This is a genomic window from Dysgonomonas sp. ZJ709 (genome assembly GCF_011039195.1).
Classification (GTDB): Bacteria; Bacteroidota; Bacteroidia; order Bacteroidales; family Dysgonomonadaceae; genus Dysgonomonas.
On record NZ_JAAKEM010000025.1, the window covers coordinates 13,710 to 38,978 of the forward strand.

At 37.9% G+C, this 25,269-nt stretch carries 19 protein-coding genes; 10 read left to right on the forward strand and 9 right to left on the reverse strand.

The features are described from left to right. The first annotated feature begins 205 nt into the window (after positions 1 to 205). The 4 genes from carA to G7Y56_RS14455 all read left to right on the forward strand — a co-directional run bounded on the left by carA (position 206) and on the right by G7Y56_RS14455 (position 6,587). On the forward strand, positions 206 to 1,276 hold the full coding sequence (gene carA, locus G7Y56_RS14440) for a glutamine-hydrolyzing carbamoyl-phosphate synthase small subunit (protein ID WP_165020837.1): 1,071 nt from the start codon (positions 206 to 208) through the stop codon (positions 1,274 to 1,276). Between the two features lie 26 nt (positions 1,277 to 1,302). Beyond that, positions 1,303 to 4,521, forward strand: coding sequence for a carbamoyl-phosphate synthase (glutamine-hydrolyzing) large subunit (carB, locus tag G7Y56_RS14445; protein WP_165020836.1), 3,219 nt, complete (start codon positions 1,303 to 1,305; stop codon positions 4,519 to 4,521). Between the two features lie 190 nt (positions 4,522 to 4,711). Further along, positions 4,712 to 5,464, forward strand: a complete 753-nt coding sequence (locus G7Y56_RS14450) for a hypothetical protein (RefSeq protein ID WP_165044528.1) — start codon at positions 4,712 to 4,714, stop codon at positions 5,462 to 5,464. Between the two features lie 184 nt (positions 5,465 to 5,648). After that, positions 5,649 to 6,587, forward strand: coding sequence for a hypothetical protein (locus G7Y56_RS14455; protein WP_165020834.1), 939 nt, complete (start codon positions 5,649 to 5,651; stop codon positions 6,585 to 6,587). A gap of 77 nt (positions 6,588 to 6,664) precedes the next feature. Here G7Y56_RS14455 and G7Y56_RS14460 read toward each other — a convergent pair whose 3' ends face one another. From G7Y56_RS14460 to G7Y56_RS14485, 6 genes are all read right to left on the reverse strand, one after another. Continuing rightward, positions 6,665 to 7,297 carry a YiiX/YebB-like N1pC/P60 family cysteine hydrolase gene (locus tag G7Y56_RS14460; RefSeq protein ID WP_165044530.1) on the reverse strand — a complete coding sequence of 211 codons (633 nt, stop codon included), beginning with the start codon at positions 7,295 to 7,297 and terminating at the stop codon, positions 6,665 to 6,667. A gap of 9 nt (positions 7,298 to 7,306) precedes the next feature. Beyond that, a complete protein-coding gene (locus G7Y56_RS14465) occupies positions 7,307 to 9,337 on the reverse strand; it encodes a TonB-dependent siderophore receptor (RefSeq protein ID WP_165044532.1) in 2,031 nt (676 codons plus the stop codon). Between the two features lie 125 nt (positions 9,338 to 9,462). Further along, a complete protein-coding gene (locus G7Y56_RS14470; RefSeq protein ID WP_165044534.1) occupies positions 9,463 to 10,062 on the reverse strand; it encodes a DUF4625 domain-containing protein in 600 nt (199 codons plus the stop codon). A gap of 97 nt (positions 10,063 to 10,159) precedes the next feature. Continuing rightward, positions 10,160 to 10,672, reverse strand: a complete 513-nt coding sequence (locus G7Y56_RS14475; protein WP_165044536.1) for a DUF4625 domain-containing protein — start codon at positions 10,670 to 10,672, stop codon at positions 10,160 to 10,162. 23 nt (positions 10,673 to 10,695) lie between these two features. Continuing rightward, entirely contained in the window at positions 10,696 to 13,149 is a 2,454-nt protein-coding gene (locus G7Y56_RS14480; RefSeq protein ID WP_165044538.1) for a TonB-dependent receptor, read from the reverse strand. Positions 13,150 to 13,168: 19 nt separating this feature from the next. Beyond that, positions 13,169 to 13,573 (reverse strand): Fur family transcriptional regulator, encoded by a 405-nt coding sequence (locus G7Y56_RS14485; RefSeq protein WP_165020829.1) that lies wholly within the window; start codon positions 13,571 to 13,573, stop codon positions 13,169 to 13,171. 267 nt (positions 13,574 to 13,840) lie between these two features. Between G7Y56_RS14485 and mgtE the strand changes: the two genes are divergently transcribed. The 3 genes from mgtE (at position 13,841) to G7Y56_RS14500 (ending at position 16,997) form a co-directional block, all read left to right on the forward strand. Continuing rightward, on the forward strand, positions 13,841 to 15,232 hold the full coding sequence (mgtE, locus tag G7Y56_RS14490) for a magnesium transporter (protein WP_165020828.1): 1,392 nt from the start codon (positions 13,841 to 13,843) through the stop codon (positions 15,230 to 15,232). Positions 15,233 to 15,307: 75 nt separating this feature from the next. Continuing rightward, the gene (locus tag G7Y56_RS14495; RefSeq protein WP_165044540.1) at positions 15,308 to 15,865 is read left to right on the forward strand and encodes a maltose acetyltransferase domain-containing protein; all 558 of its coding nucleotides are present in this window, start codon (positions 15,308 to 15,310) and stop codon (positions 15,863 to 15,865) included. A 103-nt stretch (positions 15,866 to 15,968) separates the two neighbouring features. Beyond that, entirely contained in the window at positions 15,969 to 16,997 is a 1,029-nt protein-coding gene (locus G7Y56_RS14500) for a zinc-dependent metalloproteinase lipoprotein (RefSeq protein ID WP_165044542.1), read from the forward strand. 69 nt (positions 16,998 to 17,066) lie between these two features. Here the strand turns inward: G7Y56_RS14500 and G7Y56_RS14505 are convergent, their stop codons facing one another. The 3 genes from G7Y56_RS14505 to G7Y56_RS14515 all read right to left on the reverse strand — a co-directional run bounded on the left by G7Y56_RS14505 (position 17,067) and on the right by G7Y56_RS14515 (position 21,020). Continuing rightward, positions 17,067 to 18,629 (reverse strand): NAD(P)/FAD-dependent oxidoreductase, encoded by a 1,563-nt coding sequence (locus tag G7Y56_RS14505; protein WP_165044544.1) that lies wholly within the window; start codon positions 18,627 to 18,629, stop codon positions 17,067 to 17,069. Between the two features lie 7 nt (positions 18,630 to 18,636). After that, positions 18,637 to 20,040 carry a DHA2 family efflux MFS transporter permease subunit gene (locus tag G7Y56_RS14510; protein WP_165044546.1) on the reverse strand — a complete coding sequence of 468 codons (1,404 nt, stop codon included), beginning with the start codon at positions 20,038 to 20,040 and terminating at the stop codon, positions 18,637 to 18,639. Positions 20,041 to 20,144: 104 nt separating this feature from the next. Continuing rightward, positions 20,145 to 21,020, reverse strand: coding sequence for an aldose 1-epimerase family protein (locus G7Y56_RS14515; RefSeq protein ID WP_165044548.1), 876 nt, complete (start codon positions 21,018 to 21,020; stop codon positions 20,145 to 20,147). A gap of 222 nt (positions 21,021 to 21,242) precedes the next feature. Between G7Y56_RS14515 and G7Y56_RS14520 the strand changes: the two genes are divergently transcribed. From G7Y56_RS14520 to G7Y56_RS14530, 3 genes are all read left to right on the forward strand, one after another. After that, on the forward strand, positions 21,243 to 22,571 hold the full coding sequence (locus tag G7Y56_RS14520) for a deoxyguanosinetriphosphate triphosphohydrolase (protein ID WP_165044550.1): 1,329 nt from the start codon (positions 21,243 to 21,245) through the stop codon (positions 22,569 to 22,571). Positions 22,572 to 22,765: 194 nt separating this feature from the next. Beyond that, positions 22,766 to 24,481 carry a S41 family peptidase gene (locus G7Y56_RS14525; RefSeq protein ID WP_165044552.1) on the forward strand — a complete coding sequence of 572 codons (1,716 nt, stop codon included), beginning with the start codon at positions 22,766 to 22,768 and terminating at the stop codon, positions 24,479 to 24,481. 140 nt (positions 24,482 to 24,621) lie between these two features. Further along, positions 24,622 to 25,233, forward strand: coding sequence for a DUF4290 domain-containing protein (locus tag G7Y56_RS14530; RefSeq protein ID WP_165020821.1), 612 nt, complete (start codon positions 24,622 to 24,624; stop codon positions 25,231 to 25,233). Positions 25,234 to 25,269: the final 36 nt, after the last annotated feature.

Genomic DNA, 25,269 nt, shown 5'->3' on the forward strand with positions numbered 1-25,269 from the left:
TGGTTTAATTTGTTTTTTATTTTTACCTTTGTGCTTTAGATATTCATGTACATAATTATACCCTTGGATATTTGAAAAAATGATAAAGAAGAAAATACATTCAATTATAATAAAGACTAAAGGAACAGATATGTTAGATATCTCGTTCCTTTTTTTTTAACTTTGTAAATAGCTTATTACTCACAATTTATATTTGTAACAAAAAATGCAGTCAGACAAACCAATTCAATTAATTCTTGACGACGGAACAGTCTTCGAAGGAAGATCTTTTGGATCAGAGAAAGCCAGTGCCGGCGAAGTGGTATTCAGCACAGCCATGGTGGGCTACCCTGAAAGCCTTACAGACCCCTCTTATCTGGGACAAATTCTTGTTGTCACTTTTCCTCTTGTAGGTAACTATGGTGTTCCGGACAATACATTTACAAATGGAATCTCAGATTTTTTCGAATCTGAAAAAATACAGGTAAGTGGATTAATTGTTTCTAACTATTCTCCCGAATATTCACACTGGAATGCAAAGAAAAGCCTTGGCGATTGGTTGAAAGAACATGATGTACCCGGTATATATGATATCGATACACGTGAGCTGACAAAGATCATCCGCGAAAAAGGTGCGATGAAAGGCAAAATTGTTTTCAAAGATGCAAACGAGATAGACTTTATCGACCCGAATATCGAAAACCAAGTAGCGAAAGCAAGCTGCAAAGAGGTTATTGAATATGGTAGCGGAGCTAAGACAATAGTACTTGTAGATTGCGGGGTAAAACATAATATCATCCGCTGCTTACTAAAGAAGAACATTAAAATAGTACGTGTGCCTTGGGATTACGACTTCAACCAATTGGAGTGGGACGGTCTGTTTATTTCAAATGGTCCCGGAAATCCTGACTTCTGCGAAGCAACAGTACAAAATATCCGCAAAGCAATGGAAGGTACAAAACCTATTTGTGGAATCTGCATGGGTAACCAACTGCTATCGAAAGCAGGTGGTGCAACCATCTATAAACTGAAATACGGACATCGTAGCCACAATCAACCAGTAAGAATGGTTAACACGACACGATGCTTCATCACTTCTCAAAATCACGGATTCGCTGTATCAAACACCTCGTTGGGTAGCGAATGGGAACCATTCTTTATCAACCTGAATGACGGAACAAACGAAGGTATCAAACATAAAACGAAACCTTTCTTCTCGGCTCAATTTCATCCTGAAGCTGCGAGTGGTCCTACTGATACAGACTTCTTATTCGATATGTTTATAGATAAATTATAATCCACAAAAAATAAAGATAATATAAAATGGATATAGATGTAAAAAAAGTATTAGTCCTCGGTTCGGGAGCTTTAAAGATCGGAGAAGCCGGAGAGTTCGACTATTCTGGTTCGCAAGCGCTGAAAGCTCTTAAGGAAGAAGGAATAGAGACAGTACTTATCAACCCCAATATTGCAACTGTACAAACATCGGAAGGCAGTGCCGACAAGATATATTTCTTACCAATCACTCCCTACTTTGTTGAAAAGGTCATCAAAAGAGAAAAACCAGACGGAATATTACTTGCATTTGGCGGACAAACAGCATTAAACTGCGGTGTACAACTTTTCGAAGCAGGTACGCTGGAAAAATATAATGTACGTGTTCTCGGAACACCTGTACAAGCGATCATGGACACCGAAGATCGTGAGCTTTTCGTGAAGAAACTCGATCAGATCGATGTAAAAACGATCAAGAGCATGGCAGTCGGAACTATAGAAGATGCGGTAAAAGCTGCTGCCGACTTAGGTTATCCGATTATTGTACGTGCTGCTTATGCACTTGGAGGGCTAGGCTCGGGATTCTGTGACAACGAACAAGAACTACGTGCACTCGCAGAAAAAGCTCTCGCCTACTCTACTCAACTTTTGGTGGAAAAATCGCTAAAAGGCTGGAAAGAAATTGAGTACGAAGTAGTACGTGACAAGTATGGTAACTGTATGACAGTGTGCAATATGGAAAACTTCGACCCTCTTGGTATCCACACCGGAGAGAGTATCGTTGTTGCACCATCGCAAACACTGACCAACTCAGAATTTCACAAATTACGCGAACTGGCTATCCGTATCGTAAAACATATCGGAATAGTTGGAGAATGTAACGTACAATATGCATTCGACCCCGAATCGGAAGACTACCGTGTGATAGAGGTTAACGCCCGCCTAAGCCGCTCGTCTGCGCTGGCATCGAAAGCAACAGGATATCCACTTGCTTTTGTAGCTGCAAAACTAGGACTAGGTTATGGATTGTTCGAACTGAAAAATTCGGTAACAAAATCGACCTGCGCATTCTTCGAACCTGCACTCGACTATGTAGTAGTTAAGATTCCTCGTTGGGATTTAGGTAAATTCCACGGAGTATCTAAAGAAATCGGTTCGAGTATGAAGTCGGTAGGTGAAATTATGGCTATTGGTCGTACCTTCGAAGAAGCCATCCAAAAAGGACTTCGTATGATCAATATCGGCATGCACGGATTTGCTGCTAACAAACCACTCGAAATAGACGATTTGGATGAAAGTCTGAAGAATCCGACAGATAAACGTATCTTCTGCATAGAACAAGCATTTATTAAAGGATATACAGTAGATCAAATACATGACCTGACTAAGATAGATCGCTGGTTCTTACAAAAACTGCAATATATCTATAGTTGCTCTAAAGAGATAGAGAAGTTTGACGATATCCAATCGTTACCTCTTAATCTGCTACTTGCTTCTAAGAAAATGGGATTCTCTGACTTCCAGATAGCAAAATTAGTATGCAAAGAACCGACCTTGATTGAAGCTATAACACACGAAGTACGCCGCATACGTAAGGAAAACGGTATCGTACCATGTGTAAAACAAATAGATACACTGGCAGCAGAATATCCTGCTCAAACCAACTACCTCTACATCACCTATAATGGTAAAGAAAACGATGTGAAGTATCTGGGAGACAAAAAATCGGTAATTGTATTGGGATCGGGAGCATACCGCATCGGATCATCGGTAGAATTTGACTGGTGTTCGGTTAACGCATTGCAAAGTATCCGCAAAGAAGGCTACCGATCGGTAATGATAAATTACAATCCTGAGACAGTTTCGACTGACTACGATATGTGTGACCGCCTATACTTCGACGAGTTGACTTACGAGCGTGTAATGGATATCATCGAACTGGAAAATCCTCACGGAGTAATCCTTTCGGTAGGTGGACAGATACCAAACAACTTAGCTATCCGTCTGGATGAAGCAAAAGTAAATATACTTGGAACTACTGCTAAAAGTATCGACAATGCAGAAGACCGTCACAAATTCTCGAGCATGCTCGACAGAATAGGTGTAGATCAACCACGCTGGAAAGAATTATCATCGCTTGACGACATCAAAGTATTTGTGGAAGAAGTAGGTTATCCGGTACTGATTCGTCCATCTTATGTACTCTCGGGTGCTGCGATGAACGTATGTTCTAACGATCAGGAACTAGAAAACTTCTTAGGACTAGCTGCCGAGGTTTCTAAAAAACATCCGGTAGTAGTTAGTGAGTTCCTGGAAAATGCGAAAGAGGTTGAATTTGATGCTGTGGCAAACAAAGGAGATGTGGTAATGTATGCCATATCGGAACACGTAGAGTTTGCAGGAGTACACTCGGGTGATGCTACAATACAATTCCCTGCACAACGCTTATATGTGGAAACAATACGCCGAGTGAAGAAGGTTGCAAAACAAATAGCACACGAACTGCAAATAACAGGACCTTTCAATATTCAATTCTTAGCGAAAGACAACGATATAAAAGTAATCGAGTGTAACTTACGCGCATCACGATCATTCCCATTCGTATCGAAAGTGTTGAAGATAAACTTCATCGACCTTGCTACTCAGGTAATGCTTGGCAAAGAGGTTGAAAAGCCGAATAAGAATGCATTCGATCTTGACTATGTAGGTATCAAAGCATCGCAATTCTCATTCTCACGCTTGCAGAAAGCCGACCCTGTACTGGGTGTAGATATGGCTTCGACAGGAGAAGTAGGCTGTATTGGCCATAACTTCTACGACGCAATGCTAAAATCGATGCTATCGGTAGGTCACCGTATTCCTAAGAAGTCTGTATTATTCTCAACCGGTCCGGCTAAATCGAAAGTAGATATGCTGGAAGCTGCTAGATTGCTACATCTGAAAGGATATGATCTATATGCAACAGGTGGTTCTCAAAAATTCCTTGAGGATAACGGAGTACCTTCGACACAAGTATACTGGCCTAGCGAAGATCAAAAACCAAGTGCATTGGAAATGATACAAAACAAAGAGATAGACATGGTGGTGAATATTCCGAAGAACTTCTCATCTAGTGAGCTGAACAACGGATATAAAATACGACGCGCATCTATCGACTACAATGTGCCATTATTAACCAACTCACGCTTAGCATCCGCATATATCCAAGCATTCTGTAAAATGGATGTAGACGATATCGAGATCAAGCATTGGGATGAATACGAATAAATAACTTCCTGATAATAAAAATAAGAATCATCCTTCCCGGATGGTTCTTATTTTTTCACTATTTTTAGCACAAAGAAGCTTCAAATCATTACATTTTTTTATTCTTTAAATAATAAAAACTTAAATACGCTGTTATCTGTTATTATAAGTAATTATTTATACAAAATCATATTACTCTTATTACACCTATATGAAGAAATTATTAATCATTGTTGCCATCCTTTTAACTACATGCAGTTTAAATGCCCAGGTTAAAAAGCTAGTACATAGAATCAATTCTACTGTGGAAAGCGAAACAATCGAGTTCAGGTATAACGCTAAAAATCAGCTGGTCTTTTTTTCAGAGATGGGTATAGCATTTTATCGTGAATACTCTTTGAAATACGATAAAAGTGACCGACTGATAGAACGCAATATGAACCGCGACAGAGGGGATATAATTACGAATATCAGATATACGTACACAAGCCCCGATTATGTAACAGAAAATGTATCTATGAGAGGGAAATTGCAAGGTAGAGCAACCGAGAGCAACCGCATACATATCGATAGCTTAGGGCGTTTAACTAAAACAACTTTTGCAGACGAAGTTCTTTGGGAAGAGTTCAATTATGATAACAATAATAACCTTACCAGATATATTTTTCACTTCGTAGCTGATGGTGGTCAACGCGATATCGATTATACATACGGAAATGACATTTCGCCTTTTGCCAACATTCAAAATTTGCCCGAATGGTTTTGGGCTTATCACATGAATAATTTGAAGTGGTGTGCCGAATTTATGGGTAAAAACAGTGCTACATCGTTCGATATAGATGATACCAGAGTAAACGATTCTGAAGCTGTCATTACTTATGAATACGATCAGGACGGATATCCTGTTAAACAATTTTATAACGGAGAAATAGCTCGCGAATTTGTATATAGAAAAGCTCAATAATTTAAATTATCAATTAACGAAAAAGGACTGCTTATTATTTAAGCAGTCCTTTTTCTATCTGTACTATTACTAAAATGTTAATCTTTCAGCAATTGTGCGTCAAACATACACATATCTCATTTTTTATCTTTTTATTTCCTATATAAACTTATCTTTGCACCTCCAAATTTTAATAAACTTACAAATGAAACTTAGATTAATTGTACTCGCTTTGATAAGCCTTGTCGCAACAAGCACATTTGCTCAAAAAAAACCTACAAAAGCTGAATTAGATGCGTCTAATATCATACGCTTCAGTAACACTGTAATTGCTCTTGGAAATTCGTATAACGAAACACTAAAGAATTACAAAAGCTCATTCGATAATGCTGAAAATAATTTGAATAGAATAAAAAGGAATCCCAATATGCAGCCTTTTGCTATAAGATGCGATGTGGTTTCTGTTCAGCCACGCCAGCAACAAGAATACACGACTGCCCTAACAGGTGTTCAAAGTTTCCCGGAAAAAGATGCTATCAAAAAAGCAGTTACTGAAGGTGAAAACAATATGAAATCCATTAGTCAATGGTGTGGTAATCTTAGCGCTTATTTTTCAAACAAGGAGTATATAGCAGATACGGAATATACCAAATATGCATCAATAAAAGACAGTCTAGCCCTATATGTAAATAAGGCGAAACAATCATGGGCTGAAGCATCTAAGGAAGCATCCGTTGCAGGAAGCAAGGCTGAACTTATATTATTGGAAAGTAGTCCAATTGCTAGTTTTGTTATTCCAATGAAAAAAGATCTTATTGATCTGGACGGAATTCTCAACAATCTTAACAGAGAAGATGTCGATATCACTTCTATAAAAAGTGAATTAAGCACATTATCTGCTACATTAGAAAAAAATAAAGATATCTCCACTAAAGATGTCTCGAAATTAAGTGATGTGTACTATAAAGAGGTTTATCAAAACTATTACCGTCATTTTATCTCTTGTGTGTCTTACTTAACTAAACTTGCTGATAAAATAGAAAGTCAAACAGGTACTAGTGATGAGATGAACCAATTATACAATTATTCGATGTCTGATTACAACAAAATAATCGAAACTTATAACACATTCATCAAACAGTAAATTATTCTGACAAAGAATATAATTATAAAGAAAGGCGATCCGTTATGGACCGCCTTTCTTATTTTCAAAATACTATGTCAATAATAATGAATGATGCTCAAGACATCAGACCGAGACATTGCTCCGGGATTGATACCCATTTCGCCTTCGGGAACAGGTACATCTAACCGATCAAAATAATCGATCCATTCTTTTGTAAACTCTCCTGTTTCTGATGATTTGAAAGTCATGACATTCAAAGGAAATACAGGCAGACCATTGTTTGCCTTCAGCAGAATATCATAAACCAATTCGGAACAATAATACTGATCATTATTTAATATATAGCCATAATCATAATCTTTCCCTATCAAATTCATCCCCTCTTTTAATGCTTTAGGAATGCAATATTGATATTCATTTTTGAGACGACCAACAACCGATTTAGGATAATAATCTTTATACTCTTGAGGATATAGATACTCGTTCAGCGGCGTTAATGTTACCTTCGGATGAGTGGCTTCCAACACAAAAACATTCTCATTTTCATCGATGTAAACAATACCGACATGTGTAAATTGATTGCCATCTGAACTTTTAGTTACGTCTTTTATAGCTGTAGCTACATCGCCCGAACACGCCTCCTGAAATATCAGATCGCCATTCTGCAATTTGAAATCATCTGCATTCGGCTGCAATAAAGCGAACAGTGATATTAATAATAGTTTCATATTGTGCTATTATTTAAATGTATAACTAATTCCACCCATCAGCCAGAATCCGGGTTGGGGAATATTACCCCGGTCAAAATAATCAGTGTTATAAAGATTATTCAGATTCAGATTAAAGTTCAGATTATCATACGTATAATTCAATTTAAGATCTAGTGTCGAAAAAGCAGGGTATCGTTCATTACCTACTTTCACCTGATTCTCATATTTTTCGTAAGAGCCCATACGCTTTTGATAGCGAAAGAACCATCCGGCTGATAATCCGTCATATATTTCGTGACTGAACTGTGTTGTAAATTTATCTCTCAAATAGTTAAGCGAGAATATAGATTGAAGACCATCTGTATTGCAATCCTGATGCAATCTTGCATAATCGAATGCCAGATAAGATTTTCGTCCTAATGCCGGTAAATAGCTACCCAATTGAAATTTAACACCGGCTTCTATACCTTGTGTATTTAATTCAGTGTGATTCCATGATGCCCATTTTTTATCTTCGGGATTGATTTTCACCCAATCGATTATATCACGTCCCCACATCAGGAAACCTGTAAGATAGGCACTCACAAATGAATCATTGTATTTAAACCCAAGATCTAACGATTCCGATTTCTCGGGCTTTAAACCATCGTTGCCATTATGTGTCTCGGTTGTATAATATAGGTCTGTAAATGTAGGCATACGTGTAGATTTACTCCACGACGTATATATCTTGAACTCATCTATAGGCCGATAACCGATATCAACAGAAGGGAAAAACTTATACTCCCCATCCAATAACGTATTATGATTTACCAATACTCCTGCCGATACTATAAATTTATTCAGATTCAAGGTATGCTCCAATACCACACTGGCATTGGTACGGTCGTCATACATCTTATATTTACGGTGTGGCTCTACCATTGGCTTACCTAAATTGCTACTCATGATATCCTCTCTACGCAATTCCCCTCCTAGACTTGTACTTCCTAGCTTAGAACGGTACATGAAGATTAGGTTAGCGCCATAAGTATCGTTCCGATGATAATTACGACCGTAATCAGTATCTTTTACCAAATCGAATTGGTCGTGATGCCTGTCCCAATAGAGGATAGGGATTATTTTGAGAGCAGAGCCAAACTCACCTTTCAGCGAACCCATATAGGTGCTGGTTCGCTCGTACTGATTAGAAAATGCAGGAGAATAAAAAGTATTAGCTCCATACTTTTTATCGTTATAACCCAATTGTAGATCTAATTTAGATTCTCCTTTAAATTTTAATCGTGTTTGCCATAGCATATTGTAGATGTCGTAGTCGCTGTTGGCAATATAACCCTCGGACGAATTATAACCGACTGATAAACTATTGCTCGTAGCACCGATCTGAGTAGCACCCCTCACTTCTATTCCCCGAAGTTTGTGCATACCCGATTCTACATTTGCAAACGCTTTAGAATCTAGTGCTTTCTTAGTAATGATATTGACACCACCCGAAAATGCACTTGATCCATAAACCAAGGCTGATGGTCCATGAAGAATTTCGATACGTTCGATGTCTGAAAGATTAATGGGAATGTCGAAGCTATAATGTCCCGTGTGTGAATTGGATAGGTTAACTCCGTTTAATAGTATTGCATTTTGGTCGAATGATCCTCCACGGATCGAAATATCGGCTTGTACACCATGTCCTCCACGCTGGATGACATCAATGTTAGCCACATACACTAACAGGTCTTGAATACTCTGGACGGGCGCCTGCGCAATCTGCTCTTTAGAGATTACTGTTACGAGTTTGGCTGTTTGATTTATCGGCATCTCTATACGCGAGGCCGTGACCATCACCTCATCCAACTCTTTCTCCATCACTTTTTGTTGTTCTTCTCCTCCTGCGGACTGGGCAGAAGTTGTTGCCGAAGGTACAATCGTCAGTACGCAACCTACTACAACACCAATGTTAACTAGCCTATGCATGCTGTTGAAAGCACCATAACCTTTCCTGACAAACCGCTTGAAACGATATGCCCGCTGATCACTAAAACTTTTCTGTTTTTGTTTCATTTCATTAATAAAATTAAAATTATCGGCACAAAGGTAAAAACATTCTTAAGAACAGCTTTAAGCTTTAACAAATAAAAAAAGCGTATATCCGGTGAGATATACGCTTCGATTATAAATTATATTTATTACTGGAGACGGCTTTTCAGTATAGTTTCTCTTTTTAACAATCTGATAGTACGTATCAAAGAATCTCGGTTTCCCGCCTTATCAACACAGCACACTTTCAAGGAGTAATCTCCTTCTCTTACGGGATAATCTTTGGCGACTGTATCGCCAGCCTTCATTTCTTCAATGGTCTCGGTGGTTATTATATTGTTTTGCTTCACAATAGTAGTATCCTTTTTTACAGATTCCAACCCTTGTCCAAACAATGTCCACCCTCTACTTACATAAAAGATTGCATCCTCTCCTTCATTTCCTTCATTTGCAGGATCGACATCTATGACAACCTTGTAAGATGATAAGGCTTCATTATCTGTAAATCTAGCAGAAAAAAGAATACGATGTCCTAATACAATTGTATCTATTCTTGCAATATTCAGTGAGTCTGTGTTTAAAAACAGAGAATCGCCAAGGTCTGTTACTACAGCATCTTTTATATTTGTTTTCACATCCATAATCTTAGGCGGTTCCGTGTCACTTGACTCGGTGCTCTTTTCGCAAGAAAAAAAGATAATAATAGTACACAAGACAGATATAACTATCAGCAGAAAACGTTTATTCATATATTTTATATGTTAATACATAATGCAAGCGCAAATATAACAAAAAGAGGCTGTAAAGCTAAAGCTTACAACCTCTTTTATATATTTCACAGATTTATTAGTGGCTATGCCCAAGATCGTCGTCGTGCTCTCCTCCGGGTTCTGTATATGACAATATAACATTACGGGATAAAACAGATTCATTTCCTACCTCGTCTAAACAGTAAATTACAAAATGATATTTACCTTCGCGAACTGGTCTTAACTTACCGTCGCTTGCCATCATTTCTTTTGGTATCTCTATCTGGTGATGATGAACATGTGCGTTTTTTTGTCCATGAATATCCGTCCATGTCTTAACAAACGAAAATGCGATGCTATCACTTGAACTAGCTTTCGAATGTTCATGGTTATCAAAATTGTTGTGAATATCGATTTTGTAGGATGCCAATTCTTCGTTATCACTCAAATCCATTTCTAAATGAACCTTCTCTCCTATCACCAAAATGTCACCATCCGCAGGTTCAACATTCGATATAACCGGTTTTTCAGTATCGTTATCATCACTACTACATGATGCAAATCCTAAAATTACAAATAAAGACAATACAAATAAAAAATTCTTTTTCATCTTGGCTATTTTATATTTAACAATCAACTACTAAATGGTATTCTTACAAATACTTGTATGTTTCGTCCCGGTTCGGGGATATTCAGTTTTCTGTAGAAACTCAGATGATTCATATAACGCGTATCGAATATATTCTGCGCTTGCACATTCAGCCTTATGGTACATTTCTTACTTAGCTTATAATCTATTCCGGCTGTTAGATTAAACAGATTCGTTCCTGGAGTTTTCTCTTCACCCTGAGCAATACGATTCTGATCGGCAAACCATTGGTGAGAAAGAGAGATTTCGTAATGACTTAATTTGGATTTATTATTTCCATAGTATCTATATTTTCCGTACGAAATTTCATTTTTCATTGTGAAAGGAGGTGTGAAAGGTAATGGATAATTATTATCCAGATTTTTATTCACAACATATTCACCTTGCGTAGCCAGCTTTATATTATTTGAGGCAAGCCACGAAATTCGATATTCGCCTCCGCCAAATAAGGCTTCTGCCTGCTGATAGTTATATAATTGTCCGGCATGAGGTAAAACAGACCATTGCTTCGATGGTTCCAGATAAATAAAATTAGAAAAGTAATTGGTAAATAAATTCAATTCAACTTGATATGTGGAAGATTTATCCCAAGTAAGATCGAGATTAAACGAATATCCTTGTTCAGCATCCAAATCGGGATTTCCTTTCTCGTGACGGAATGCTCCGTGATGAACACCATTAGATGCTAATTCGTTGGCAGTAGGAAAGCGATAGCTCTTACCAATATTAGCTTTGATGGTATAATATCCATTGTAATAATCTTTCATGTTATAATTCACACCTACAGATCCTGAAAAACTATTAAAGCGACGATCTACATCAAGGGCTCTTTGGGCATATTGTTGTACTTCTTCCGGCGAATAGCCTTGATTTTTCAGATATTCAGCCAACTCATTATCATAAAATCCGCTTATATCGATTTTACCCATATCGTAACGGATACCGCCGGTAAAATTCAATTGAGAAGACATGGAATAATCATTTATAAAAAATACTCCACCAGTTGTTTGATTAAAACGTGGCAGAAAGAAATCATACCCTCCTATCTCGTTATTTTGATGTTCGAGAGCCATCCCTATTGTTTTTTTCCATTTTTGGTTCTCATCTAAGAACAAACGCGCATTAGTAGAATAAGTCTTTAATCTGAAATCAAATTCCAGACTAGAATGACCATGATCGTCTTCATCCTCATGATCGTGCTCATCTTCTCCATAATGCGAATGAAATGAAGAACGTTCCGTGCGGTGATTATCCTGATATCCTGTATTGATTAGCAGTCTTAACGACGATGTCTTCCATTCAGTGTTATTCGTCAATGTAAAATGATTAGCTGTATTGTATGGCATCTCAATATTACGAACAGATCCGTCAGGTATAAGATTAGCAGCATCGGGAATACCATGTGCACCCGAAAAAAATCCGTTTTTTTGATAATTATCACTTACACTGAATATAGTACGAACATTTTTAAGAATATATCCGGCAGAAAATGATATATTTCGCTCTCTGCCTGCTGTATTTTTCAGTCGTCTATCGTAAATAGGAAAATTATATGATAAATAATTAAATTCATCAGCAGGTACTCTATAATCGGCAAAGTCCTGATAGGAATAAACACCTCGGATAAAATATTTATCTTTTTGCCACTCCCCTTTAAAAGCACCTCCATACAAGTCGTTATTAGAAGCACCCCAGACAATCGCTTCCCCATTAAATAAACCCTTATCGCTCTTATCTTGAGATTGTCTTCTAAATCCTGCAGGTGTAATGTCGATTGCTCCGGACATGGCATCCGAGCCATACATTAACGAACTAGCTCCTTTATGCACACTTATATACTCAAAATCGAACTGGCTTATTTCCATGCCATGATCGGCTCCCCATTGTTGATTCTGCTGTGTAATACCTTTATTTATAACAGCTATGCGATTAAAACCCAGCCCCCTGATAACAGGTTTAGAGACACCTGCCCCAATATCCATAGTTGCTACACCAGGAACAGTAGTCAACATCTTGGACAGGTTCGTTATTGGCATATTATATATGGAACTATAGTTAACGGTTGTAGTACCTAAAGATGGGTGCCCGTCACCACGGCCGTAAGCCTCTACCACTATCTCTTTTAATGCATTAGATGATCGCTGCAGTTGAATATCAACTACAATATCTTTATTCAAATCTATATTTACAGTATCGGTCATGTGCCCCATATGGCGCACTAATAAACTATAGTGTCCTTGAGCAATATCACAAAAACTATATCTACCTTCTGTATCTGTAAATGCTCCTACACTTGTAGATTGGAGCGACACTGCAGCATTCTCGATGATAACTCCTGTTTCCCTGTCTCTTACTATTCCCGCTACGCTATAATAATTCTGAGCAGACAGAGAGAAGCTACAAACCAAGAATAAAATGAGGGACAATATTTTCTTCATCCAATATAATATATTTATATTATTTCTTTTTACACGAAGGGCATGTCCCTTCCAGTAGAATCTGTGTCGATTCGAGAGAGAAACCCGTAGGTAAATTTGAAGGTATTTCTACTTCCGTTTCCAAGCATGTCACACCATCGCATTTCACACAATGAAAATGGGCGTGATCTTCTTTTGGCATAGCTTCTTTATTCAAAGCATATTTTATAGTTGCATCGTGTAGAATGATGCGGTGTATTATCTTCTTCTCTTCTAAGGTTTTTAGGGAACGATAGAATGTAACACGGTCGAAAAGATCAGGCAATGCTTGTTTTATCTCATTTTCCGACAAAGCAAGATTATTACACAACAACTCGCTGATTATAAACTTACGACAACCTGTATTCTTCAGATTGTGGTGCTTTAATATTTGTTCTGCATCCATAATGAAACATATATACAAATGAAACAATGTTGCAAATGTAACACTTTTCATTTCAATTCTCGTTATATACAACATATTTTTTCTTAAAAAGTTGTAGCCCTCTGCATTATAAAGACTACCTTTGCGCCACGTTTTACAAATGAATACCTCTATATTGCTGATAATATAAGATTTATTCGAATGTTTGAAAAATGTGAGTTCATCCCAGAAATATTTTTACCATAGAAGTATTTCTGATAATATTCACCTCAAATTAAGACATAATGGATGAAAGCGAATGTGGAACTACTAGCGAAAGAAACAGAACTCCTAATAGAATCAGGAGATCTTAATCAACTACAAGAATTTCTAGACAATCTCAACATCTCTGATGTAGAAGATCTTATCGACGAATTACCCGATTATGCTCCTTTGGTTATCAATACCATGAGCCTCAACAGATCGGTCAATGTATTTAGAATTCTCGATGTTCCGACGCAGGAACGTGTAATAAAGAAATTATCAGGAAATAAAATATCGGAGATTATCAATAGTCTCCCTCCCGATGACAGGGTATCCTTCTTTGGTGAGATGAAAGACCAGGATCTCCTTCACAGGCTGATATCGCTCTTATCTCCGGCCGACAGGAAAGAAGTACTTATGCTCCTTTCTTATCCCGAAGATAGTGTAGGACGTCTGATGACTCCTGATTTTATGGCAATAGACAAGGACTATACCGTAGAACAGGCTTTAGCCTATATACGCCGCAATGGGAAAGCATCAGAAACGATTGATGTAATTTATATCCTCGATGACAACGGAGTGCTCATTGATGACCTTCGAATACGTGATTTATTAATCGCTGATCCGCAATCAACTCTATCAGAGCTTATTGATGGACGGCTTATATATCTTAGAGCACATACCCCTGCTGAAGATGCTATCAAAATATTCAAAATGAATAATAGGGTAGCTCTCCCTGTTATAGATGCCCAAGGAGTCATTTTAGGTATCGTTACTATCGACGATATACTTTGGGTTGCAGACGAAGAATATTCTGAGGACATGCAACGAATGGGGGGTACAGCCGCACTCGAAGAACCATATCTCGATTTGCCTATACACAAACTGGTATGGAAAAGAGCTGGTTGGCTTATTGTATTATTCATCGGCGAATTACTGACGGCTTCGGTTATGCAGTATTACGAAGATCAGTTGGCACAGGTCATTGTCTTGGCAATGTTTCTGCCGCTAATGATTTCGAGCGGAGGAAATAGCGGATCGCAGGCTTCGACTCTTATAATTCAAGCCATGGCGACCGGCGAAGTAAAACTGAAAGACTGGACAACTGTATTCCGACGCGAAATAATATCCGGGCTTTCTCTTGGTATTATACTGGGATCGATAGGTTTCTTCAGAATATATGTATGGCACTTCATTTTCCCGAATCTATATGGTGATCATTGGATTATGGTAGCCTCTACCGTATCACTGGCTCTGGTGGGAATCGTATTGTGGGGTTCACTCATTGGCTCGATGCTTCCTTTTATTCTCCGCAGATTGGGAGCCGACCCTGCTACATCTTCAGCTCCATTTGTAGCTACGATTGTCGATGTAACAGGACTTATTATTTATCTGACTATTGCAAGCTGGATATTCGGCCCGATAATGCACGGATAATTCCTTACACTAAAAATAGAATGATTTAAAAGTCTTTTTCATATATTTGATTATTAATCAGTAGAAAGAGACAATATGAAAACTGAAAAAGAAAAAATGTTAGCCGGCGAATTATATTTTGCCGGTGATACAGAATTAGTTCAGGAAAGAATCCAGACAAAAGATTTACTTCATACATACAATCATTCCATACCACAAGATGATAATCTACGAACGGATATTCTCAACAGGTTATTTGGAAAGAAAGGAAAATCTATTACTGTCGAACCAACTTTCAAATGTGACTATGGGTATAATATACATGTAGGAGAAAACTTTTATGCCAATTTCGACTGCGTAATGCTCGATGTATGCCGAATAAAGATTGGGGATAATTGTCTGCTTGCTCCTAGCGTACATATCTACACAGCTACACGCCCGACAGATGCAAAAATGCGTCTTACGGGCTTAGAGTATGGTGAACCCATAACAATTGGCGATAACGTTTGGATAGGCGGAGGTGCAATTATAAATCCGGGCGTAACTATCGGAAATAATGTAGTTATAGCATCGGGTGCCGTTGTAATAAAAGATATACCCGATAATGTATTAGTAGGTGGTAATCCGGCGAAAGTAATCAAAGAACTAGATTAAGCCTACTACTATATAACTGATATAATTTAACAATACATGTCGAGATAATTATATATCAAAATCAAAACACTACTTTTGGAATTCTATTTCAAAAAATATTATGATGAAGATAAAATTAATACTTCTGCTCTCTATTTTATTCCTATCTATCAGCTGTAAAGATTCTGACGAAGAAAAAGATCAGCCACAAATTGTTGTCACAGATGATTATCATTACGAAATACCTATAATTTTCCATGTACTATACCAGAATCAGAATGATCCCTATCAATATGTAGATAAAGGTCGTTTAAGTCAGATCGTAGCTGCTTGCAACAAGCTTTATCAAAGTAAACTAAATGAAAATGGCACAGATATCAATATCGAATTTGTGATGGCAACTGTAGATCCGAAGGGTAATACCTTATCAGAACCGGGAGTTGAACGCATTCTATGGCAAACTCCGGTAATGGATTGCGACAAATTTATGGAAACTGAAAGCGCGACAAATGCTAAATTGCTCTGGAATGTAGACCAATATATTAATATAATGCTATATACATTCACTGACGAAAATGCATTAGGCATTTCTCACCTACCCTTTACTCTTACATCTAATTCTTTAGAAGGACTTAATCAGACAGATCGCATCCTCAATCATTCCAATCTCAATTTTCCTTATTGTGTATCAATCAACAATTCATACCTATATGATCAGAGTGACGATAGAATTTATCGACCAACAGATATCACAGTTACTCTAGCGCATGAATTAGGGCATTACCTAGGTCTGCTACATGCTTTTTCCGAAGGAGATGACGAAAATACTAATCTATGCCAAGATACAGACTATTGCACCGATACTCCTACGTATAATCGCAGCGAATATAATATATGGCGCAATGGGCTATCTGAAAATGAATATAATTACAACAATCTGATAACAAGAACAAACTGTAGCGGAACTAAGTTTATTTCGTACAATATAATGGATTATGAAGTCTCAAAATCAAACCAATTTACTCAAAACCAAAAAGAACGGATTCGCCATGTGCTAGCCTATAGCCCACTGATACCGGGACCTAAAAAGGATAGAACAAAAGCATATTCACAAGATGGTCCTATGGATCTACCAATACGTACAATGAAATGAATAAAGAAGCCCTGCAAATAATGAATTTGCAGGGCTTCTTTATTATTCTTCAAAAGCAAAAGTACATTATCAAATTTCTTTCATTTTAGCTGCTAAGGCTTCTGCACATCGCTCCCCATCCATAGCAGCAGAAACGATACCTCCGGCATAACCGGCACCTTCACCGCAGGGATAAAGCCCTTGTATTTCGACATGCTGCATAGTTTCCCTATCGCGAACCACACGAACAGGCGACGAAGTTCGGCTTTCTACCGCTAATAGTAAGGCTTCGTTAGTCAAATAACCTTTACTATTATTTCCTACTTTTTTGAACGCTTCCTGCAATCGTGACGATACAAATTTGGGCATCCACTCGTGCATAGGCGACGAAACAATACCCGGAGCATACGATGAATCGGGTAAAGATGAACTTATCTTATTATTTACAAAATCGAGCATACGTTGAGCCGGAGCAACCTGAGTTTTTCCTCCGTGCACCCATGCCAATTCTTCCAGATCTTCCTGAAACTTCAATAAAGCCAATTCATTATATTTAGCATATTCGGGAAAATCTTCGGGATGAATCTCTACAACAACACCCGAATTAGACCAACGGGAACCACGATTAGACGGTGACATACCATTCACAACCACTTGTTTTGGCCCACTCGCCGAAGGAACAACCGTTCCTCCGGGGCACATGCAGAATGAATATACACCTCGATCGCCCGCCTGAACAACAAAACTATATTCGGCAGCAGGAAGATATTCTCCCCGTCCTTCCACACAATGATATTGTATCTGATCTATCAGATGTGCAGGGTGTTCGATACGAAAACCAACTGCCAAACCTTTAGCTTCAATCTTTATTTTCTGATCATAGAGCATATAATATACATCGCGGGCCGAATGCCCTGTAGCCAATATTACTTGCCCTAAGAATGTTTTGCCTGTATTTGTTTCAATACCTTTTATCTCATTATTTTCGATAATAAGCTTACTCATTCGTGTCTGGAAATGAACTTCTCCTCCAGATGAAATAATCTGCACACGCATTTTTTCGATAATTCCCGATAATTTATCCGTACCTATATGAGGATGGGCATCTACAAGGATAGAAGGATGAGCACCATGCTGACAGAAAACATTCAGAATTTTTTCTACATTACCTCTTTTCTTGCTTCGGGTATAGAGTTTACCATCCGAATACGCTCCTGCTCCACCTTCGCCAAAGCAATAATTAGATTCGGGGTTTACGACATGTTCACGATTCATCAGAGCCGTATCACGTTTACGATCACGCACATTTTTTCCTCTTTCGACAACAATAGGACGAACACCCAATTCGATCAACCGCAAAGCGGCAAATAGACCTGCCGGACCTGCACCAACAACAATAGCCTGCGGACACTCCGAAACATTCGGATAATAAGTACTCTCGAATTGAGCACCATTTTCCACTTCATCAATATATCCTCTTACTTTCAGGTTGATAAATATATTGCGTTGACGGGCATCTATCGAACGGCGAAGAATACGTACTGAGCTGATATTTTGGAGCGGAATATCTGCCTGCGAAGCAAATATTTGTTTAACCATTTCGATATCGGCAGCCTCTTTGGGCGAGATACGTAAATCTATATCTTTTTGCATAAATAATTTAATGTTTTTTCTTTACCCTTACTACATCTCCGGCATCGGGCGCAAGTTTAGTATATCCAAATAAGGATATAAATCCGAGGATGGCTACAAAGATAAATGATAAACGGAAATCGGCAACACTATATCCATTTGTACCTCCATTTATCATATTCGAGAAACGCAAGAACACAGCTCCCATAGCAATACCCATACCTGTCGACATCTGCTGAACGGTACTATAAAGTGTATTTGCTGTTGTCATACGCTCTTGTGGTATATCTACAAAAGCAAGGGTTGTAATACTACTGAACTGCATAGAACGAAACATTCCCGATAAGAACATAACAGCTACGATAAGCACCTTGGGTGTAGTAGGTAAGAGAATAGCTGTCAGCAACGTAAATACAACAATCATAAAACCATTGATAATTAAGACAGCACTAAAGCTGAAACGGTGCATCACCCATACGGTAATCGGTTTCATAACTAAATTGCCTGCCATTGTAGAGAGGAATAGAAGCCCCGATTCGAAAGGACTTAATCCAAATGCTTCCTGAAACATCAGCGGAACAAGAAATGGGGCGACTCCTATAACCATACGCGAAAGCGAACCTGTAAATATGGTAACCCGATATGTTGGAATCTTCACAACGGTATAGTCAATCAACGGATTAGAAATATGTTTTGAATACCTCACATTGAAAACCAACAGAAGAACCCCCATCACAATGATAGCCATTGAAACATAATAGGGCACTTCGGGTCTACTCAACAATTCTACCCCATACATAAATCCTGCAAGAGCTAAGCCACTTAATACAAATCCAACTAGATCAAAGCGTTTTTTAGGTTCTTCGGTTGCTTCCTCTTTTGGTATAAAATGCCATGCCAAAGCCACACAAATAACACCAAATGGAATATTCAAGAAAAATATCCAGTGCCATGTCCAGTAAGTAGTAAGATAACCTCCAACTAATGGACCTAATATCGGTGCGACTAATGCAGGCCATGTGATATAAGCCATAGCCACAACCAGATTCTCTTTCGGCGTAGCTTTCAATACAGCCAAGCGTCCGACAGGGGTCATCATCGCTCCTGCCATACCCTGCATTATGCGAAATATAACAAACTGAGTTAAGTTTTGAGAACTGCCACACAGTATAGAAGCTATAATAAATAAGACTATTGCAGTACAAAACACCCTACGGGTACCAAAGCGATCGGCAATCCATCCGCTGACCGGGATGAAAATAGCTAAAGCGATAAGATAAGATGTCACTCCCGAACTAAGGTGAACGACATCTGTTCCAAACGATCGCGCCATAGCGGGAATAGCCGTATTAACAGCAGTCGTATCAAGGCCTTGCATAAAGAATGCAATAGCTACAATAAGCGACACTGTTATAGATCTATCTAACTTCATTTACAAATGTTAATAATCGGGTGCAAAGGTAGGAACATTTTTAGAATGAAACAGAAAGATACAGCATCAATAAGTCATAAGAAATAACTATAAGGGTTAAAACATTAAACCTCTATTTCAATTATATAAGAACTCTTAAATACTTCTCCGGCTGCAAGCGAATTCATCCAGTCTTTATCTTTAAACTCTCCGCTATATCCCACCCTATCGCAGCGTCCATACCACGGTTCGATACATATAAACGGAGCATTTTTGCGGGGAGGCGACCACAGTCCGAGAACAGGGGCATCAAAATGCAGAGTTATATAAGGATCTTTACTATTATCCAAAAGAGATACACGAGTCAATTGACTATCTTCAAAAATCAATGTATCAATATCGAAAGTATGGACATTAATAGGTAGCAAGCCATCTTGTGTATCAAGATTATATTTGGCTGGTAGCGCACAGCCCTTTTCGCCTAACAGGCTATACTCTAACCCCTCTGATTTATCAAAAGAAAAATATCCCCTTTCATCCGTTGAGCCATCAAAATCGGGATAATTAAATGCCGGATGAGCACCTATCTGAAAATACATCGTTGAATCGCCTATATTCTTTACTTTCCAAATCACTTCGATACGATTATCCTCTAATCGATAACCTATTTCCAATTGAAATGGGAATGGATATTTTGCCAATGTTTCCCTATGGCTTACCAGTTGGTAAAAGACTTCAGTAGAAGTAGCCGATAATAACTCAAAATACTCATCACGGGCAAATCCATGCTGAGACATATTAAAAGTATTACCATCATTTCTCAATTCATTATTCCATAAACTACCTACGATCGGAAAAAGAACAGGAGAATGGCGTTTCCAAAATGTAGGGTCTGCATGCCAGAGATACTCTACGCCTGTCTTATTGTTTCTTATACTTGTTAACTCTGCTCCTTCCGGTTTTACTTTTACTGTTAAATGATCATTTTCAAGTGTTTTCATATTACCAATTTATTCTTCCGTATGAATATTTTGAGGTCACAGACCTATTGATTAGCCATCCAAATATAACAATGATTGATAGTTATAGTTTTAAAACATGACATTAAATAGGTTATTTTACTTAATAGATTAAAAGTAGTTATTTCAATTTGATAATTGCAAAAAAATTACAGCTATAGCGTATTATTTTAATATCTTTGGTTTAAATAAAAAAATATAATAATGAATTGGCAACAACTCCTCTCTTCTAAACGATTCGGCATGGAAGAGTTTCATGATGAGAGACGGCATGACCGAACTGACTTCCAACGAGATTATGACAGACTGATTTTCTCATCACCATTTCGCCGATTACAAAATAAGACACAAGTTTTCCCACTTCCCGGCAGCGTATTTGTACATAACAGACTAACACATAGCATAGAGGTTTCGTGTGTCGGACGCTCACTTGGAGTAATTGTAGGAAAAGAATTGAGAAAAAGATACCCAAATGCAACAACCGACTTTGAGGAAATAAGCTCGATTGTCGCTGCTGCTTGTTTAGCCCACGACTTAGGGAACCCCCCTTTCGGTCATTCGGGCGAGACAGCCATTACCAGCTATTTTAAAGAAGGTAACGGACAATCGCTTGAAGCGAAAGTAAGAGACGGAGGAGGAAGATGGGAAGACCTGACCAACTTTGAAGGAAATGCCAACTCAATCCGCTTACTAATCCACCAATTTAATGGTCGTCGTCGTGGAGGCTTCGTTATGACCTATTCTACGCTGGCATCTATAGCGAAATATCCTTATTCTGCTGTTGCTGCTAATGGAAAAGGTAAATTCGGATTTTTCCAATCAGAAGAAGAGGATTTCAAAAAAATAGCGGAAGAACTTGGTATGATTTGCATACAGGAAAACCCACTTAAATTTGCTCGTCACCCCCTAGTCTATCTTGTGGAAGCAGCAGACGATATTTGTTACAAAATAATGGATATTGAAGATGCACACAAACTTGGGATACTTTCGAGAGAAGAAACAATCAATCTTTTCTTACAGTATTTCTCGGAAGAAAGACAAGCAAAGATGCAGAAAACGATGCTATTAGTAAATGACACCAACGAACAGATCGCCTATTTGCGATCTAGCGTAATAGGTTTATTAGTAGACGAATGTACCCAAGTATTTCTCGAAAACGAAGAAACTATATTAGATGGTACTTTTGAGGGTGCACTCATCAAGAGAATATCATCATTACCCAATCAGGCTTATAAAGTATGCACAGATGTGAGTGTAAAAAGAATATATAAGACGAAAGATGTAGTAGATATAGAATTGGCAGGACATCGCATTATAGGTTTCCTTCTCGATACATTCATCAGTGCTATACAATCGCCTGAAGCAAAATACTCAGAACTCATTCTTAGCAGAGTTCCTGAACAGTACGATATACATGCATCAAGCCTTTACGATCGTATTCTTGCTATACTCGATTTTGTTTCGGGAATGACAGATGTATATGCTCTCGATCTGTATCGTAAAATAACAGGTATGAGTTTGCCGACTGTATAAATAGCCCCGAAAATATAGGAAATTGACCGACTTTAGGTTCTAAAATGATTCATAGACAATTTTTTAGGTGGTTTCTTCATATTTTCACTTTTTTTATTAGACTTATCGGTCTGTTAAATTTCGAGATACATAAAAAAGTATTTCCTTTGTTGTTAAAATTTGAAACAAAAAAAATAATATATAATTTAGAGTCAATGAAAAATAAATTAATCGTTCTATTTGTCCTCTCTATAATTGGCACATCAGCAATAAATGCTCAAAATACACAACCTCAAAACCAAGATCAACAACGTTACTTCGATATAAATAAAAACATAGATATTTACAACTCGATACTTCGTGAGCTAGATCTATTCTATGTAGATAGTTTAGATATAACCAAGACTGTGAGAACCGGAATCGACAATATGCTCGGAAGCTTAGACCCTTATACCGAGTATTTCGATGAAAATAATATGAAAGATTTTACTTTCATGACCACCGGCGAATATGCAGGAATTGGAGCCGGAATTATATACAAAGACGGAAAAATATCTATCACAGAACCATTTGAAGGCAAACCCGCAGCAAAAGCCGGACTAAAAGCCGGTGATTACATCCTCGAAATAGATGGAAAAGACATGACTAAGTGTGAGAAAAAAGAAGGAGAAGCCTATGCAAGCACACTAAGCAACTTTGTTAGTTCTAATCTGAAAGGACAACCGGGAACAGCTATTACGATAAAAGTAGAACGCCCGGGAGAAAAAAAGCCTATAACCGTAAAGTTCAACCGTGAAAAAATACTTGTAGATGTTATTCCTTACCACGGTTTAGTAAGTCCTACAACAGGTTATATTACATGGGGTACTTTTACAGTTAAAAGTGCGGCAGAAGTAAAAAAAGCATTTCTTGATCTTAAAAAACAAGGTATAACATCGTTAGTATTAGACCTCCGTCAAAATGGTGGCGGTATTATGGAAGAAGCTGTACAAATAGTAAATATGTTTGTGCCGAAAGGAAAAGTAGTTTTGTCTACTAAAGGGAAATTAAAACAAGGAGATAGAACATATCGTACAACTTTAGAACCGATAGACAACGAAATCCCGATAGCAATACTAGTAGATAGAGGCACGGCATCCGCAGCCGAGATTGTGGCAGGAGCATTTCAAGACATGGACAGAGCGATACTTGTTGGTGAACGTACATTCGGGAAAGGTCTGGTTCAGACTCCACGCGAAATGCCTTTTGGCGGAAGCCTGAAAGTTACTACATCAAAATATTTTATACCAAGTGGTAGATGTGTACAAGCTATCGACTACTCACATCGCAACCCTGATGGCAGTGCCGGACGCATTCCTGACAGCTTAACCACTGTATTCTATACGGAAGTAGGACGCCCTGTGAGAGATGGTGGTGGTGTTTCTCCCGACATCGAACTGAAAGAGGACAAGGTACCTACCATCACTTACTACCTTTCTAATCAATTCATTGTATTCGATTGGGTTACAAACTGGGCTTTAAATCATAAATCGATAGAGTCTCCTAAAACTTTCAGTATTACGGACGAAGATTATGAGAATTTTAAAGAATTCGTTAAATCGAAGGATTTCCAATACGACCGTATGAGCGAAAAATCGATGGCCTCGCTTAAAGAAGTTATGGAATTTGAAGGATATATGAAATCAGCCGATGAAGAATTTAAGGCTCTGGAAGCGAAATTAGTACCTAACCTTAACCGTGACTTGGATACATTCAAAGAAGAGATCATGCAACAGATAAATACAGAGGTTGTAAAACGTTATTTTCACGAAAGAGGCGAATATATGTTTACTTTGCAGAGAGATAAAACATTAGCTAAAGCACTGGAGGTATTAAACGATCCTAAACTGTATAAAGAAACTTTGTCTGTTCCGACAGAAACAGACAAATAAATATTATCTTTGTAGGCTTAGGGTACAAAACATCTCTATTGCCCCAATAAAGTAAAGACTAACAACTTATTACAATCAAAAAACACAAGGCGATAAGCAATTAACATTACTTAACCTACTTGTCTTATAATATTTTACAAATGGAATATAATACGCAGCTAGAAAAACTAGCGCTTCCCGAATATGGAAGAAATATTCAAAACATGGTCGATTATTGCCTGACGATTGAAGATCGTTCGGAACGCAAACGTTGCGCAAACTCAATAATCAATATAATGGGAAATTTATTTCCACATCTTCGTGACGTTAACGACTTCAAACATATACTTTGGGATCATTTGGCTATTATGTCAGATTTCAAATTAGACATTGATTATCCTTACGAGATTATCAAAAAAGAGGATCTATATAGCAAACCGGGAAAGCTTGAATACAGCCGCCCTGATATGGAATACAGACATTACGGAAAAACGCTGGAAAAGATGATTCGAATAGCTACAACTATCGAAGATCCTGAAGAAAAAGAGCAATTCGTAATACTTATTGCTACACACATGAAGAAGTCTTATATCCAATGGAATAAAGAAGTCGAAGATCCGAAAATATTTTTCGATTTATATGATCTGTCTGATAAGAAAATAGATATCAGAGATTCCAATATCAAGTTACCGGAGATGAAAGACTTGGGCCAACGTAACAATAATAACAATAACGGAGGCAAGAAAAACAACTCCCAACAACGTAAAAAATAAGACTACATCACTTTTAAGGCACACAACAACATCGAA

Bases quoted from the DNA above. Each gene is read 5' to 3' on its own strand.
- G7Y56_RS14520 (WP_165044550.1), top strand. From the start codon at position 21,243: ATGAATTGGCAACAACTCCTCTCTTCTAAACGATTCGGCATGGAAGAG.
- G7Y56_RS14450 (WP_165044528.1), top strand. From the start codon at position 4,712: ATGAAGAAATTATTAATCATTGTTGCCATCCTTTTAACTACATGCAGT.
- G7Y56_RS14505 (WP_165044544.1), bottom strand. From the start codon at position 18,629: ATGCAAAAAGATATAGATTTACGTATCTCGCCCAAAGAGGCTGCCGAT.
- G7Y56_RS14510 (WP_165044546.1), bottom strand. From the start codon at position 20,040: ATGAAGTTAGATAGATCTATAACAGTGTCGCTTATTGTAGCTATTGCA.
- carA (WP_165020837.1), top strand. From the start codon at position 206: ATGCAGTCAGACAAACCAATTCAATTAATTCTTGACGACGGAACAGTC.
- G7Y56_RS14485 (WP_165020829.1), bottom strand. From the start codon at position 13,573: ATGGATGCAGAACAAATATTAAAGCACCACAATCTGAAGAATACAGGT.
- G7Y56_RS14530 (WP_165020821.1), top strand. From the start codon at position 24,622: ATGGAATATAATACGCAGCTAGAAAAACTAGCGCTTCCCGAATATGGA.
- carB (WP_165020836.1), top strand. From the start codon at position 1,303: ATGGATATAGATGTAAAAAAAGTATTAGTCCTCGGTTCGGGAGCTTTA.
- G7Y56_RS14495 (WP_165044540.1), top strand. From the start codon at position 15,308: ATGAAAACTGAAAAAGAAAAAATGTTAGCCGGCGAATTATATTTTGCC.
- G7Y56_RS14500 (WP_165044542.1), top strand. From the start codon at position 15,969: ATGAAGATAAAATTAATACTTCTGCTCTCTATTTTATTCCTATCTATC.
- G7Y56_RS14455 (WP_165020834.1), top strand. From the start codon at position 5,649: ATGAAACTTAGATTAATTGTACTCGCTTTGATAAGCCTTGTCGCAACA.
- G7Y56_RS14475 (WP_165044536.1), bottom strand. From the start codon at position 10,672: ATGAAAAAGAATTTTTTATTTGTATTGTCTTTATTTGTAATTTTAGGA.
- G7Y56_RS14460 (WP_165044530.1), bottom strand. From the start codon at position 7,297: ATGAAACTATTATTAATATCACTGTTCGCTTTATTGCAGCCGAATGCA.
- mgtE (WP_165020828.1), top strand. From the start codon at position 13,841: ATGAAAGCGAATGTGGAACTACTAGCGAAAGAAACAGAACTCCTAATA.
- G7Y56_RS14465 (WP_165044532.1), bottom strand. From the start codon at position 9,337: ATGAAACAAAAACAGAAAAGTTTTAGTGATCAGCGGGCATATCGTTTC.
- G7Y56_RS14525 (WP_165044552.1), top strand. From the start codon at position 22,766: ATGAAAAATAAATTAATCGTTCTATTTGTCCTCTCTATAATTGGCACA.
- G7Y56_RS14515 (WP_165044548.1), bottom strand. From the start codon at position 21,020: ATGAAAACACTTGAAAATGATCATTTAACAGTAAAAGTAAAACCGGAA.
- G7Y56_RS14470 (WP_165044534.1), bottom strand. From the start codon at position 10,062: ATGAATAAACGTTTTCTGCTGATAGTTATATCTGTCTTGTGTACTATT.
- G7Y56_RS14480 (WP_165044538.1), bottom strand. From the start codon at position 13,149: ATGAAGAAAATATTGTCCCTCATTTTATTCTTGGTTTGTAGCTTCTCT.